This window comes from Plantibacter flavus (genome assembly GCF_051487245.1).
Classification (GTDB): Bacteria; Actinomycetota; Actinomycetes; order Actinomycetales; family Microbacteriaceae; genus Plantibacter; species Plantibacter flavus_B.
On the sequence record NZ_JAHVDH010000002.1, the window covers coordinates 378,209 to 391,398 of the forward strand.

16 protein-coding genes and 1 other RNA gene are annotated in these 13,190 nt (G+C 69.2%); 7 read left to right on the forward strand and 10 right to left on the reverse strand.

What is annotated here, in order from left to right; genetic code table 11:
* Positions 1 to 27: 27 nt before the first annotated feature.
* Entirely contained in the window at positions 28 to 213 is a 186-nt protein-coding gene (locus KXS11_RS05580) for an SPOR domain-containing protein (RefSeq protein WP_437384562.1), read from the reverse strand.
* 34 nt (positions 214 to 247) lie between these two features.
* On the opposite strand from KXS11_RS05580, the gene map reads away from it, so the two are divergent.
* Together map and ppgK are read left to right on the forward strand one after the other, a co-directional pair.
* Positions 248 to 1,150: a type I methionyl aminopeptidase gene (gene map / locus KXS11_RS05585; RefSeq protein WP_437384563.1), complete on the forward strand. Its 903-nt coding sequence runs from the start codon at positions 248 to 250 to the stop codon at positions 1,148 to 1,150.
* Between the two features lie 9 nt (positions 1,151 to 1,159).
* A complete protein-coding gene (gene ppgK, locus KXS11_RS05590; RefSeq protein WP_437384564.1) occupies positions 1,160 to 1,936 on the forward strand; it encodes a polyphosphate--glucose phosphotransferase in 777 nt (258 codons plus the stop codon).
* A gap of 23 nt (positions 1,937 to 1,959) precedes the next feature.
* Here ppgK and rnpB read toward each other — a convergent pair.
* The 4 genes from rnpB to KXS11_RS05610 all read right to left on the reverse strand — a co-directional run bounded on the left by rnpB (position 1,960) and on the right by KXS11_RS05610 (position 4,655).
* Positions 1,960 to 2,328, reverse strand: an RNA gene (gene rnpB, locus KXS11_RS05595) — RNase P RNA component class A.
* 71 nt (positions 2,329 to 2,399) lie between these two features.
* Positions 2,400 to 3,137: a zinc ribbon domain-containing protein gene (locus tag KXS11_RS05600; protein WP_437384565.1), complete on the reverse strand. Its 738-nt coding sequence runs from the start codon at positions 3,135 to 3,137 to the stop codon at positions 2,400 to 2,402.
* A 23-nt stretch (positions 3,138 to 3,160) separates the two neighbouring features.
* Positions 3,161 to 4,000, reverse strand: a complete 840-nt coding sequence (locus KXS11_RS05605; RefSeq protein ID WP_437384566.1) for a Nif3-like dinuclear metal center hexameric protein — start codon at positions 3,998 to 4,000, stop codon at positions 3,161 to 3,163.
* A 37-nt stretch (positions 4,001 to 4,037) separates the two neighbouring features.
* Positions 4,038 to 4,655, reverse strand: a complete 618-nt coding sequence (locus KXS11_RS05610) for a LysE/ArgO family amino acid transporter (RefSeq protein WP_437384567.1) — start codon at positions 4,653 to 4,655, stop codon at positions 4,038 to 4,040.
* 72 nt (positions 4,656 to 4,727) lie between these two features.
* On the opposite strand from KXS11_RS05610, the gene KXS11_RS05615 reads away from it, so the two are divergent.
* The 3 genes from KXS11_RS05615 (at position 4,728) to KXS11_RS05625 (ending at position 6,334) form a co-directional block, all read left to right on the forward strand.
* On the forward strand, positions 4,728 to 5,645 hold the full coding sequence (locus KXS11_RS05615) for a LysR family transcriptional regulator ArgP (protein WP_437384568.1): 918 nt from the start codon (positions 4,728 to 4,730) through the stop codon (positions 5,643 to 5,645).
* 37 nt (positions 5,646 to 5,682) lie between these two features.
* Positions 5,683 to 6,102, forward strand: a complete 420-nt coding sequence (locus tag KXS11_RS05620) for an organic hydroperoxide resistance protein (protein ID WP_437384569.1) — start codon at positions 5,683 to 5,685, stop codon at positions 6,100 to 6,102.
* An 88-nt stretch (positions 6,103 to 6,190) separates the two neighbouring features.
* Positions 6,191 to 6,334, forward strand: a complete 144-nt coding sequence (locus KXS11_RS05625; RefSeq protein ID WP_437384570.1) for a hypothetical protein — start codon at positions 6,191 to 6,193, stop codon at positions 6,332 to 6,334.
* A 24-nt stretch (positions 6,335 to 6,358) separates the two neighbouring features.
* On the opposite strand, the gene KXS11_RS05630 is transcribed toward KXS11_RS05625, so the two are convergent.
* The 3 genes from KXS11_RS05630 to KXS11_RS05640 form a co-directional block, all read right to left on the reverse strand.
* Positions 6,359 to 6,598 carry a hypothetical protein gene (locus KXS11_RS05630; RefSeq protein WP_437384571.1) on the reverse strand — a complete coding sequence of 80 codons (240 nt, stop codon included), beginning with the start codon at positions 6,596 to 6,598 and terminating at the stop codon, positions 6,359 to 6,361.
* A gap of 127 nt (positions 6,599 to 6,725) precedes the next feature.
* Positions 6,726 to 7,655, reverse strand: a complete 930-nt coding sequence (locus tag KXS11_RS05635; RefSeq protein ID WP_437384572.1) for an aldose 1-epimerase family protein — start codon at positions 7,653 to 7,655, stop codon at positions 6,726 to 6,728.
* 9 nt (positions 7,656 to 7,664) lie between these two features.
* On the reverse strand, positions 7,665 to 8,930 hold the full coding sequence (locus KXS11_RS05640) for a kynureninase (protein ID WP_437384573.1): 1,266 nt from the start codon (positions 8,928 to 8,930) through the stop codon (positions 7,665 to 7,667).
* Positions 8,931 to 9,001: 71 nt separating this feature from the next.
* On the opposite strand from KXS11_RS05640, the gene KXS11_RS05645 reads away from it, so the two are divergent.
* Positions 9,002 to 9,646, forward strand: coding sequence for an FMN-dependent NADH-azoreductase (locus KXS11_RS05645; protein WP_437384574.1), 645 nt, complete (start codon positions 9,002 to 9,004; stop codon positions 9,644 to 9,646).
* A gap of 68 nt (positions 9,647 to 9,714) precedes the next feature.
* Positions 9,715 to 11,292, forward strand: a complete 1,578-nt coding sequence (locus tag KXS11_RS05650; RefSeq protein WP_437384575.1) for a molybdopterin-dependent oxidoreductase — start codon at positions 9,715 to 9,717, stop codon at positions 11,290 to 11,292.
* A 2-nt stretch (positions 11,293 to 11,294) separates the two neighbouring features.
* On the opposite strand, the gene KXS11_RS05655 is transcribed toward KXS11_RS05650, so the two are convergent.
* Both KXS11_RS05655 and KXS11_RS05660 read right to left on the reverse strand, forming a co-directional pair.
* Entirely contained in the window at positions 11,295 to 12,080 is a 786-nt protein-coding gene (locus tag KXS11_RS05655; protein ID WP_437384576.1) for an SGNH/GDSL hydrolase family protein, read from the reverse strand.
* Between the two features lie 59 nt (positions 12,081 to 12,139).
* Positions 12,140 to 13,189, reverse strand: coding sequence for an LLM class flavin-dependent oxidoreductase (locus KXS11_RS05660; RefSeq protein ID WP_437384577.1), 1,050 nt, complete (start codon positions 13,187 to 13,189; stop codon positions 12,140 to 12,142).
* Between the last annotated feature and the right edge of the window lies 1 nt (position 13,190).

Consider the following 13,190-nt stretch of genomic DNA (forward strand, 5'->3'; position numbering starts at 1 on the left):
GATGAGGGGAGCGTGGCTCGTCCCGGATCAGTCCTCTGCGGCCTCTTCAGCGGCCCATTTGTCGCTGTTCGCGCGAAGGCGTTCGAGCGCGTGCGAGGCTTCAGCAGCGGTCTCGAACGGGCCGACCCGGTCGACGACGCTGGACTCGAAGCCGAACTCTACCTGGCCGGTCTTCGTGTTGTACCAGTACTGTTCGGATGGTTCTTTCGCCACGGCGCGTCTCCCCTGCTCGGTTAGGCTTGATCCTATGCCTTTCGACACCGCAGGTCACCTGATCCCCGGCCGAATCGGCCGCCCACGCGCGGTGCCCGCCGACATCGTGCGGCCCGAGTACGTGGGTCGTGTCGCCCCCGCCGAGGACACCCGCGGCGACCTCTACTCCCCGGGGGAGGTCGAGCGCATCCGCGTCGCCGGCACGATCGCCGCGAACGCGATCCAGGCCGTCGGCGCTGCGGTCCGAGCCGGCGTGACCACCGACGAACTCGACGCCATCGGCCACGCCGCGGTGATCAGTGCGGGAGCCTATCCGTCGACTCTCGGCTACCGCGGATACCCGAAGTCGATCTGCAGCTCCGTGAACGAGGTCATCTGTCACGGCATCCCCGATGACACCGTCCTCCGCGACGGGGACCTGATCAACATCGACATCACGGCCTACCTCGACGGCGTACATGGCGACAGCAACGTCACCTTCCTCGTCGGAGACGCCGCCGAGGAGACTCGGCTGCTCGTGGAGCGCACCCGAGAGGCGCTGAACCGTGGCATCAAGGCGGTGGCGCCGGGCCGACAGATCAACGTCATCGGACGAGCCATCGAGTCGTACGCGAAACGGTTCGGCTACGGCGTCGTCCGCGACTTCACCGGCCACGGCGTCGGCCGGTCCTTCCACTCCGGCCTGATCGTCCCGCACTACGACGCGGCACCGGCCCATGACACGGTCATGGAACCGGGGATGGTGTTCACCATCGAACCGATGCTCACGATCGGCAGCCAGGACTGGCAGCAGTGGGACGACGACTGGACCGTGACCACGCGCGACCGCTCGTGGACAGCGCAATTCGAGCACACGCTCGTCGTGACGGAGCGTGGCGCCGACATCCTGACGCTTCCGAGCGCTGTCGACTCCCCGGTCGATGCCGTGGCGCTCTAGGCTGGGTCCATGACGAATGCAGCTCCCCGGTCCGCGGTCGGCATCGATATCGGAGGGACCGGCATCAAGGGCGCGGTCGTCGATCTCACGACCGGCGAACTCATCACCGATCGTGTGAAGATCCCGACACCGAAGGGTGGCGAGCCGAAGGACATCGTCGGAACCGTCCGCGAGGTCCTCGAGCGGCTCGCCCCGGCATCGGACGGGCTGCCGCTCGGTGTCTGCTTCCCGGCCATCGTGCGCAACGGTGTCACGATGTCGGCCGCCAACGTGTCGGACGCCTGGATCGGGCTCGAGGCCGAGAAGCTCTTCGAGGAGGGACTCGGTCGCGACATCACCTTCGTGAACGACGCCGACGCCGCGGGCTACGCCGAGACCGAGTTCGGAGCGGCCAAGGACGCCAAGGGCCTCACGATCCTCACCACACTCGGCACGGGCATCGGCTCGGCCCTCATCTACAACCACACCCTGATCCCGAACGCCGAGCTCGGCCACCTCGAGATCGACGGCAAGGACGCCGAGACCCGGGCCTCGTACGCTGCGAAGGAGCGCGAGGAGCTGAGCTGGGAGAAGTGGGCGAAGCGCCTGCAGAAGTACTACGAGCGCGTCGAGTTCCTCTTCTCGCCCGACCAGTTCGTCGTCGGCGGCGGCGTCTCGAAGCACGCCGACCAGTTCCTGCCACTCCTGAAGCTGAACACGCCGATCATCCCGGCCGTGCACCGCAACAATGCCGGAATCCTGGGCGCTGCCGCGCTGGCAGCGGGGCCGGCCGACCGCATCGCCTGAGCAGGCGACGCGGGCCGAAGGTGTGAACGGGTCGACCGGTACGCCGGGTTCTGTCCCACGCTTGCGCGCTTGGACGGCCATCTCTCTCGGGACGACGTTGCCGCAGCCCTCTAGCGGTCTACCCGGGAACTTGGCGAGCAGCCTCAGCGTTCCCTGTTGACCTTGCTCCGGACGAGGTTTACCGAGCCGACCGGGTCACCCCGGTCGCTGGTGGGCTCTTACCCCACCGTTTCACCCTGACCGTGGTCGCCCACGGCGGTCTGTTCTCTGTGGCACTGTCTCGCGGGTTGCCCCGGGTGGGTGTTACCCACCGCCCTGCTCTGTGGAGCCCGGACGTTCCTCGGCACCATCCTCCCGAAGGAGGACGGTGACGCGACCGTCTAGCCGGCCCGTTCACGAGAATCGAGTCTACCGGTGCTGGGGCCTGCCGCGTGCATGCGGCAGGCGTGAGCGGTGCGCTCGCTCAGATGAGGCCGGACTCATCCGTCCGGACGACGATCGCACTGCACTCCGGGCACTGTACGACGTCTTCCGATGGAGCGGACCGGACCGCCTGCAGGTCGTTGCCCGTCAGCGACATCTTGCACGCACCGCAGGTTCCCGCGCGGAACAGCGCGGCACCGATGCCACCGCGAGCTCGGCGCTGCTCATAGAGGGCGAGCAGGTCCTCGGGGATACCGGGTGTCAGCGAGTCGCGGTCAGCGGTGAGACGGGTGCGCTCGGCATCGAGCTCCACCAGCTGGGCGTCGCGTTTCGCAGCGACCTCGTCGAGCAGCTCCTGCAGACCCGCACGCTCCGCATCCACCTGCGCGACAGCCTCCTCGGCGTCCTCGACGCGCTGCATGACGTTGAGCTCGATCTCCTCGAGGTTGTTCTGGCGGGTTTTCAGGGAGGCGAGCTCGCTCTGCAGCGCTTCGACGTCCTTGACGGAGGTCGACTGCAGCAGGCGGGCGTCGTCGCGCTTGATCCGTGCCTCGACGACCGCGACGTCGGACTCGATCCGGCCGAGCTCGGTGCGGGCGTCGTCGCGCACACCGACCTTCTCGAGGCGACGCAGGCGCACACCCTCGATCTCCCTCTGGAGCTCGCTGATGCGGGCGGCCTCGGGGAGGTTCGCCGCTCGATGGGTGGTGCGCTGCACTCCGGTGTCGATGCTCTGCAGGGTGAGCAACGTCTTCTGGTCTGCTGGGCTGGCTTTCACGTCTGTTCCAAACTCTCGACTCATCACCCTACCGGCCGCGCCACCTCCTGGGTGACGACGAAATCCCACGGATCGGTGCGCAACTCGCTCACCGACACGTCGAGTCCCGGCAGCGCTTCCACCAGTGCCGCAGCGGCCGCATCGAGCCACAGCCACTCGCTGGCCCAGTGGGACACGTCGATGAGTGCCGGCCCGTCGCCGAGCAGCGCCTGTTCCCGCGCTTCGGACGCGGGATGATGGCGGAGGTCGGCGGTCACGTAGAGGTCGGCCGCGCGCACGGCGGGGTGGGACAACAGAGAGTCGCCTGCTCCCCCGCAGACCGCGATGCGGCGTACGGGCTGCTCGCCGTCACCTGAGGCTCGTACCCCGGTCGCCGTGGCAGGGAGGATGCCCGCGAGGGACCGCGCGATGTCTCCGAGCGACTGCGGCTCGGCCAGCTCGCCCACTCGGCCGAGACCGGTCGAGCCGTCCGCCGCCGGCACGATGGGCGTCACGTCGTGCAGTCCGAGGCGCTGCGCCAGGACGTCGGAGGTGCCGTCTCGGACCACGTCCGCGTTCGTGTGAGCGGCGACGAGCGCTGCACCGCCTCGGATGAGCCGGGCGATCAATGCGCCCTTGTACCGGTCCTCGGCGACCGTCGTGACCCCGCGCATCAACAGCGGATGGTGGACGAGCAGCAGCCCGGCGGGCCTCGCCAGGACCTCGTCGATCGTCGCTCGCACGGCGTCGACGGCGAGCAGGACGTGCTCGACGGGCTGTTCGGGATCGCCGACGAGCAGCCCGGGAGCGTCCCAGTCCTCCGCTCCGGTGAGCGGCCAGAGTCGTTCGATGACGTCGTTGACGTCGCGCAGGGTTCGGGTCACCCGGCCAGCCTAGCGACGCGTGCGCGGACGGACCTGCTCACTCCCGGACGAGCAGCAGGACGGCGAGCAGGATCATGACGACGGCGATCGAGGCATCGAGCACGCGCCAGGCGACGGGCTTCGCGAAGAGGCCCCGCAGGAGCCGAGCGCCGTAGCCGAGCGCGGTGAACCAGACGAAGCTGCCGAGGACGGCGCCGAGTGCGAACCACCACCGACCGACCTCGCCGTGCGTGTTCGCGATCGATCCGAGGAGCAGCACCGTGTCGAGGTACACGTGGGGGTTCAGCCAGGTCAGCCCGAGGACGGTCAGGACGGCGCTCCGGAGCGACAGTGCGCTCCCGCCACGGTCGGTCGTCAGCCCGCCGGGCGCGAAGGCGCGGCGGGCGGCGAGGAGACCGTAGGCGAACAGGAACGCTGCGCCCGCCCAGCGGAGCACGACGAGGATCACCGGGAAACGTTCGACGACGAAGCCGATGCCGCTCACTCCGGCGATGATCAACACGGCGTCGGACAGGGCGCACACGAGCACGACGGGCATGACGTGCTCCCGACGGATCCCCTGTCGCAGCACGAACGCGTTCTGCGCGCCGATCGCGACGATGAGCGACAGGCCGAGGCCGAGACCGGCGAGCGCGGCGTTGAGTGCGATGGGCATGCTCTCGACCGTAGGCGGCAGGGTCTCATCAATCCAGTTCAGGTTTTTGATGAATCATGAGATTCTCTCATCATGGAACTCCAGCTCGACCACCTCGACGCCTTCGTGACCGCGGTCGATCGCGGCACCTTCGAAGCGGCTGCGCGGGAGCTCTCGGTGACGCCGTCGGCCGTGAGCCTGCGCATCAAGGCACTGGAGGAGCGGGTCGGTCGGATCCTCCTGCTCCGGACCAAGCCGATCACGACGACCGAGTCCGGGGAGACCATCCTGCGCCTCGCGAGAGCCGTTCGGCTCCTCGGCCAGGACGCAGCGCTCGAGCTGCACGCTGCGGACGGACTCGCGCCCGCAGCTCCGGCGACCATCCCCGTGGTCGTGAACGCCGATTCGCTGGCCACCTGGATCCTGCCCGTGTTCGCCGAGGTCGCGGCACACCATCCTGTGGCGTTCGACCTGTCGAGGGAGGATCAGGACCACTCGGTCCAGCTGCTGCGGGACGGCACGGTGATGGCGGCGGTGACATCGAGCCGTGAACCGGTGCAGGGCTGTACGGTGCAGCCGCTCGGAAGCATGCGATACCGGCCGACGGCGTCTCCGGCGTTCGCAGCGCGCTGGTTGAGCGGCGGCCGAGCGACGGAGTTCGCCACGGCCCCCGTCGTGGTCTTCGACCGCAAGGACGACCTGCAGGACGCCTACCTCCGTCGACGAGGAGTCGATCCTGCGGCTCCACCGCGCCACCACGTCCCTGCGTCGGCCGACTTCGCGGTGGCCGTCGGGCTCGGGCTCGGCTGGGGCATGCTGCCCGACGCCCAGGCGGCGCGGGCTGTGGCCGACGGCACGCTCGTCGTGCTCGACGAGACAGGCTCGGTCGATGTCCCGTTGTACTGGCAGCAGTGGCGCCTGCACTCCCGGCTGCTCGACGTCGTGGCTCGAGCGGTCGTGTCCGGCGCACGGCGTGAGCTGCATGGCCAGGGCACGACAGGCGCGCGCTGAGGGCGGCGGAGTCGCCGGACGGTGGGAGGATGGACGGATGGATATCGCGTACACAGCAGTTGCCCATGCCACCGGAGGCGGACGAGACGGTCACGTCCGCAGTGAGGACGACCTCCTCGACTTCGACACCCGCCCGCCGAAGGAACTCGGCGGCAGTGGTGAGGGCACCAACCCGGAACAGCTCTTCGCCGCCGGCTTCGCCGCCTGTTTCCTCAGTGCATTGCACGCGGTCGGACGCACCGCGAAGCTCGACACCACGGACGCCGCAGTGTCGGCGAGCGTCGGCATCGGTTCGAACGGTGAGGGCGGCTTCGGACTCGCCGTCGAACTCGACGTCTACGTGCCGAACGTCTCGCACGACGAGGCGCAGCAGCTCGCAGACCAGGCGCACCACGTGTGCCCCTACTCCAACGCCACCCGCGGCAACATCGAGGTCACGGTGTCGATCGTCGACTGACCGCCGTCTCCACCCTTCGGAGACACCCCTGTCGATCGTCGTACCCGCTGGCTACGCTGTCGGGTACGACGATCGAGAGGATGGCACCATGTCGAACTTCGGAGCAGTCGAGGGAATCCGCGACGAAGGCGCAGCAGCCATGCTGCAAGGCCTGCCCAAGGACGCTGTCGACGAGGACAGCCTCGTCGAGGACGACCCGGACGTCGTGGCTGACGAGGACACCGGGGACTGAAGCACCGGTTCTCCGCGGACCGTCTCAGCGCAGAAGCGACGCGACGACCACACCGACGAGGCCGAGTTGCAGCGCGAGCGTCAGGCCGACCGCGATGAACGCGGTGCTCCACAGCACGACGTTGCCGAGGATGACGCCGATGAAGGCCGCCATGCGGCCTCGCTCCGCGCGACCGGCACGACCTGCGGACACCCGCTCCGCGGCGCTCGTGTGCAGGGTCGGCAGCGAGAAGACGGTGGGACTCGTGTCGAGGTGCGTGGTCATGCCCTCAGTCTCAGTCCTCGGGACCGCTCAGGACATCGGACGCCAGACCGATCCTGGGAGGCGTCGCGTCATCCTGCGAGCTGACTCGCATCGTCCATGAGGCGCGCCTCGCCCGGACCGACGGACGTCAGGCGAGGTCGAGTCGGATCCCCCAGGACAGCGTCCACCGCTCCTCCGGCTCGAGCCAGCGGAGCCCGGTCCCGCTGTTGAGCGCATCCGCGGGGGCGGTCATCGGTTCGATCGCCACCGCGACGCCTGGTCCACCAGCCTTCGGGAAGTTCGACGGCGTGTAGACCTGTACGTAGCGGAACGACTCGTCGGCCCAGAGTTCGACCACGTCGCCGACGGGCGACGTGAGCCGGTGGTGGAACCGGCCGTCCGTCCCCGCGGTGAGCGCGCCGAGGCCGACGTCGAGGCTGAGCCCGCCGACGTCTGCGCCGGAACGGAGGTCGTTCGGCGTGCCGTCGACGGGGTGCTCGGCCACCGGGATGCGCTGCGCATCGGTCTCGAACCAGGTGTCAGCAGCCACCGTCAGGGTCAGTTCCTCGCTCGGTACCCCTCCGAGGGCGAGGTACGGGTGTGCTCCGACCGCGACGGGTGCCGGGCGGTTCGAGCGGTTGACCACCTCGTGCGTGACGGTCACGCCGTCGTCGACGAGCGAGTACCGGACGCTCGTGTCGAGGCGGAACGGGTAGCCGTGCTGCGGGAACACCGAGGCTGCGAGCGTGACCGAGGCGGCGGTCACCTCGTCTGCGCGGTACCCGGTGTTCCGGAGCAGCCCGTGCGAGGCGTTGCCGGTCGCCGCTTCCGTCACGTCCAGCTGTTGCGGTGCGCCGTCGAGCGTCCACCGAGCGCCGCGGACCCGGTTCGGCCACGGGACGAGCACCATGCCGCAGCCCATCGGCGCGACGACCTCCTCACCGAACGCCTCGACGAGGGTCCGGCCTCCGACCGTCAGCTCCCGGAGGCCGGCGGCGAGTTCGGTGACGGTCGCGCGCACCTCACCCGCTCGGCCGGTGTGGGCGAGTCGGTACTGGATTCCGGAGGCTGCAGGCATGAGAGCAGCCTACGGCTGTCGGGCAGTGGCTCGCGCGAGTGCTTCGGCGACCGCCTCGAGTCCCGCCTCGAGGTCCACGAACCCCGAGCTGAGCGGCGACAGGCCGATGCGCAGGCCGTTCGGCCGGCGGAAGTCCGGGATCACCCCCTGCGACCAGAGATCGGCGGTCACCGCCTCGAACTCGGCGTGACCGAGCGTGACGTGGCCGCCGCGTCGCGCTGGATCCCGTGGGGTCAGGAGGGTGACGCCCGATGCGTCGAGGTGCTCGTCGCACCAGTCGACGACGAACGCGGTGAGCAGTTCCGACTTCTCCCGGATCGCCTGCACTCCGGCCGACTCGATCACGGTGAGGGAGTCTTCGAGCGGCAACATCCCGACGATGGGCGGTGTCCCACTGAGGAAGCGGCGCATGCCCGTCGCCGGGCGATAGACATCGGCCATCGCGAACACGTCCTGCGCTCCCATCCAGCCCTGGATCGGTTGCAGCAGCTCCTCCTGGAGCCCAGCGGCGACATAGGCGAACGCCGGAGCTCCCGGCCCGCCACCGAGGTATTTGTAGCTGCAGCCCACCGCGAGATCGACACCCCAGGCATCGAGATGGATCGGCAGCACACCCGCCGAGTGGCAGAGGTCCCACAGGACGAGGGCGCCCGCGGCGTGGACGAGCTCGGTCACGGCTTCGACGTCGAGGAGGGCGCCCGACCGGTAGTCGACCTGGCTGAGGACGACGAGTGCCGTGCGGTCGCCGACCGCAGCGGCGAGCTGATCCGTGGAGACGCCGGTGACCGGGTCCGCGCTGATCCAGCGCACCTGCAGCCCTCGCTCGGCAGCGATGCCCTCGATGACGAAGCGGTCGGTCGGGAAGTTCCCGTCGTCGATGACGATCTCGGTGCGCGTGCCATGCTCCGCGGACGGCCGATCGACGGCGGCCCGGACGAGCTTGTACAACAGGACGGTCGTCGAGTCCGCGACGACCGTCTGACCGGTCGCCGCCCCGAGGACGATCCGGCCGAGGCGATCGCCCAAGGCGAGCGGAAGATCGAACCAGCGTTCGTCCCACGAGCGGATCAGCTCCGTGCCCCACTCCCCTGCGATGAACTCCTGCAGGCGGTGGGCGGTCGCTCGCAACGGTCGGCCGAGTGAGTTCCCGTCCAGGTAGGCGAGCACACCCGGCGCGGGGACGAAGGCCTCGCGGTGCCGAGCGAGCGGATCCAGCTGGTCGAGCGTCGCTGCGTCACGGCGCCGTCGGGTGGTCTGTGCAGCTTCGGTGGACATGGTGCGACGCTAACGGCGCGTCGGCGTGCTGCGCAAGCGAGCGGATGGGGCACGTTGCTAGCGTTGCACCCATGCCAACGCTCCTGCATCTCGACTCGTCCGCCGACCTCACCACCTCTCGATCGCGCCGCCTGTCGCAAGCGGTCGTCGACGCCTGGCTCACGGCCGACCCCACCGGCGTGGTCGTGCGCCGCGACCTCCACCGCGACCCGGTGCCGCACCTGGCAGACTCGAGCCTCCACTGGGCACCGGCGGACCGGGTCGAGGGATCGAACCCACCGGCGGAGGCGGAGGAACTGCAGCGCGAACTGGTCGATGAACTCCTCGCCGCCGACATCGTCGTCATCGGCGCGCCACTGTACAACTTCTCGATCCCGTCATCCCTCAAGGCGTGGATCGACCACATCCATGTGCCGGGGGTCACCTCCGCCGACACGGGGTCCCTCGTCGGGCGGCCGGTCGTCATCACGACGAGTCGGGGTATCGCGTACGACATCGGCAGTCCGACCGAGGGCTGGGACCACGAGGTCCCCGCGCTTCGCACCCTCTTCGGCGGTGCGCTGGGTATGGACGTGCACGTGATCACGACGAGCCTCACCCTGGCTGAGCGCGAAGCCGCGCTCGCACCGCAGATCGGGCGCAGCGAGCAGGAGCTCGCGGAAGCCCTCTCGCTGGCCACGGAGACAGGCCTGCGGCTGGCGGTGGCGACCGCCTGAGCTCACGTCGACCCGTCCGAACCGACGACGGCTCCGAACTCCCCTCGAACCACGACCAGGGAGTTCACATGTCATCGAAGCAACGCAGCAGCACGAGACGACCCGGGCGACGCCTCGCCTGGGTCGCAGCCGCTCTCTCCGGGATCGTCGCAGCTGCGGGATTCCTCGCCGTCGCCGAACTCGCCGCGCTCCTGTTCTCACGAGGCAGCAGCCCGTTGCTGACCGTCGGCTCCTTCGTGATCGACATCGTCCCGCGTTGGGCGAAGGAGTTCGCGATCGAGGTGTTCGGGGAGAACGACAAGCTGTTCCTGCTCGTGAGCCTCGGAGTGGCAGTGCTGGTCGCTGCGGCCGTCGCGGGTGTGCTCCAGTACCTCCGTCCGCCGCTCGGCGTCGTGCTCCTCGCCGCCGCCGGTGTGTTCGCCGGAGCGACGACCGTCACGCGAGCCGGTGCCACGCCGCTGTCGGTCATCCCCGTCGTGCTCGGCACAGCCACCGGCATCGTGCTACTGGTCCTGTTGCGGCGCCGCCTGCCGAGCCGGCCGCGACGCGCCAGCGCAGCAGACGAGCAGTCCGCTGCGTTCGATCGCCGTGGATTCTTCCGCCTGGCCGGCATCGCCGCCGCCGGCGCGGTCGTCGTCGGCGTCGGCGCCCGCATCATCAACGTGACGACATCGTCGATCACGGCCATCCGCGACGCCCTGAAGCTTCCGAGCCCGAAGTCGATGGTCACCGTTCCGGACGGTGCGGAGCTCGACATCCCCGGCCTCAGCTCGTTGTACACCCCGAACGAGAAGTTCTACCGCGTCGACACCGCGCTGACGGTCCCGTCCGTCGATCCGGCGACCTGGTCGCTCACCGTCGACGGCATGGTGGGGAAACCGGTGCAGATCAGCTTCGAGGAGTTGGTGGCCATGGGCCTCGACGAGTACTCCATCACGATGACCTGCGTGTCGAACGAGGTCGGCGGCAACCTCCTCGGTACGGCGAAGTGGCTCGGCGTCCCCGTGCGCGACGTCCTGAAGCGGGCGATGCCGGAGTCCGACGCCGACATGGTGCTCTCGACGAGCGTCGACGGTTTCACCGCGAGCACCCCGCTCGAAGCGCTGACGGACACCAACCGGGACGCGATCCTCGCCGTCGCGATGAACGGCGAACCGCTGCCGCTGGAACACGGGTTCCCGGTGCGCATGGTCGTCCCGGGCCTCTACGGCTACGTCTCAGCGACGAAGTGGCTCACCAAGCTCACCGTCACGACCTTCGCGAAGGACGAGGCCTACTGGACGCCGCGCGGCTACGACGCGAAGGCGCCGATCAAACTCTCCTCCCGCATCGACACGCCACGCATCGACAAGCAGATCGAGGCCGGATCCGCGAAGATCGCGGGCGTCGCCTGGGCGCAGACGGTCGGGATCGAGAAGGTCGAAGTCAGTATCGACAACGGCGAGTGGCAGAGCGTGAACCTCTCGACACCGGTGAACGACGACACGTGGGTGCAGTGGTGGATGGACTGGGACGCCACGTCCGGAACCCACTACGTCGCCGTGCGCGCGACCGACAAGGCCGGCAACCTCCAGATCGAGGAGCAGGCTCCGATCGCCCCCAACGGCTCGTCCGGCTGGCAGCGGACGCTCGTGCGCGTCGCCTAGCGTCAGGACACCGCACCGGACGGGTCGACTCGCTGCAGCGAACCGATCTTCGCCTCTCGGCCGTCGCCGGAGGATCGACCGGTCAGCCGGCGACCGATCCAGGGCAGGACGTGCTCACGGTAGTAGCTCGCCGTCCTCCGCTGAGCGGGTCCCGGCGGGGCATCCGCGACCTCCTCGATCCCCCATTCCGGCGGCACCGGGACCCCGAGCGCTGTCAGGACGTTGCTCGCGACCCGTGCATGACCGAGACCGTTGAGGTGCAACCGGTCCACCGACCAGTACCGGAGGTCGGCGAGCGTCGCATCGGCCCAGTTGTCGACGAACGTCACGCCGTCCCGCGGGAATCGGACCCGCACCGCCTCAGCGAGCTGCTCTCCCCGGCGCTGCAGCACGGCGCCCATCGGAATGTGCGCCGACGGATTCGCTCCGCTGAGCAGCAGCACGTGTGCACCGCTGGCACGCAACCGATCGACCGCGGCGTCGATCCGCTCGGCCACCGACGCGATCGTGACCCGCGGACGCATGATGTCGTTGCCGCCACCGTTGAAGCTCACGAGGTCGGGCGACATCGAGAGGGCGCGCTCCAGCTGCTCGTCCAGGATCGGCGAGAGCTTGCGCCCGCGGATGGCGAGATTCGCATACGTGACGTCCCGGTCACTCGACTGGGCGAGCCCGAGAGCGACGAAGTCGGCCCAGCCTCGGAGTGTGCCGTCCTCGCGGACATCTCCGTATCCCTCGCTGAAGCTGTCGCCGATCGCGACGTACCGTTCGAACCCGTTGTGCGTCATACCGTCACTGTACGCGCCGTCTGGAACCGGCCATCCTCGGCTGTTGCGTCAGCGCCACCTCACGCCGGCCGGCCCTCCGGTGCGGACGACGGACTCCAGCCGAGCAGGGGTGCGAGGCTGCCCGCGATGTCCGTGAGCAGCTGGGTGTAGTCCTCCGGTTCGAGCGTGAACGGGAGCGCGAACGCGACCTCGTCCACCTCCCGGAAACCGGCATGGTTCTGAAGGCGATCGGCGATCTCGGCGCTCGATCCGACGAGATCCTCGGCGAACAGCAGCCCCCGGGGGCCGTGGGCGACGCCGATCCGGTGCCGCCGTGATTCGACGTACTCGCGGTACCGCGCGCGTTGCGTCGCAGTCGTCGAATCGGTCGGGATAACGACGAGGCCCTGGGAGACTCTGGCGCGCTCTCCTGCAGGGTGACGGTCGCGGAACAGTCGGATCTGCGCAGCCTGGTTCGCCGCGAAGTCAGTCGTGCCGTCCTCGGACGCGATCACGCTGCTCGTCAGCAGGTTGAAACCGTGCTCCCCTGCCCAACTCGCCGAACGGAGGCTCGCTGCGCCGTACCAGAGGCGGTCCGCGAGCCCCACGGCGTGCGGTTCCACGCGCGACGAGTAGTCCTCCTGCCCGACACGTCCTGGCTGGTCGCTGACCTGTGCGCCGCTGATGAACGAGCGCAGCCGCAGCAACCGGTCGTAGCCCAGGTCCTCGTGCTCCAGGGTTCCGGGGTAGATCGCATCCTTGAACGCGTCGAACCGCATGGGCTCACCCGTACTGAGCCCGGGCAGCAGCCGGCCGCCTGCGAGCACGTCCACGGTGCCGAGGTCCTCTGCCAGACGGAACGGGTTCTCGGCACCGAGCGGGGTCACCGCCGTGCCGAGCGCGATGCGACGGGTGCGCTGTGACGCTGCGGCGAGGACGGCGACCGGAGACGAGATCCCGAACTGGAGGTGACGATGGCGCAGCCACGCACTGTCGAACCCCAATCGTTCGCCGAGTTCGATGAGCTGCAGTGTCGTCTCGTGCCCGGCGGCGGGGTCGGCGGGATCGAACAAACCCATCGTGAGGAAACCGAGTCGGCGGAGCGGTCGCTGGGCTGAGCGTGCAGGCATG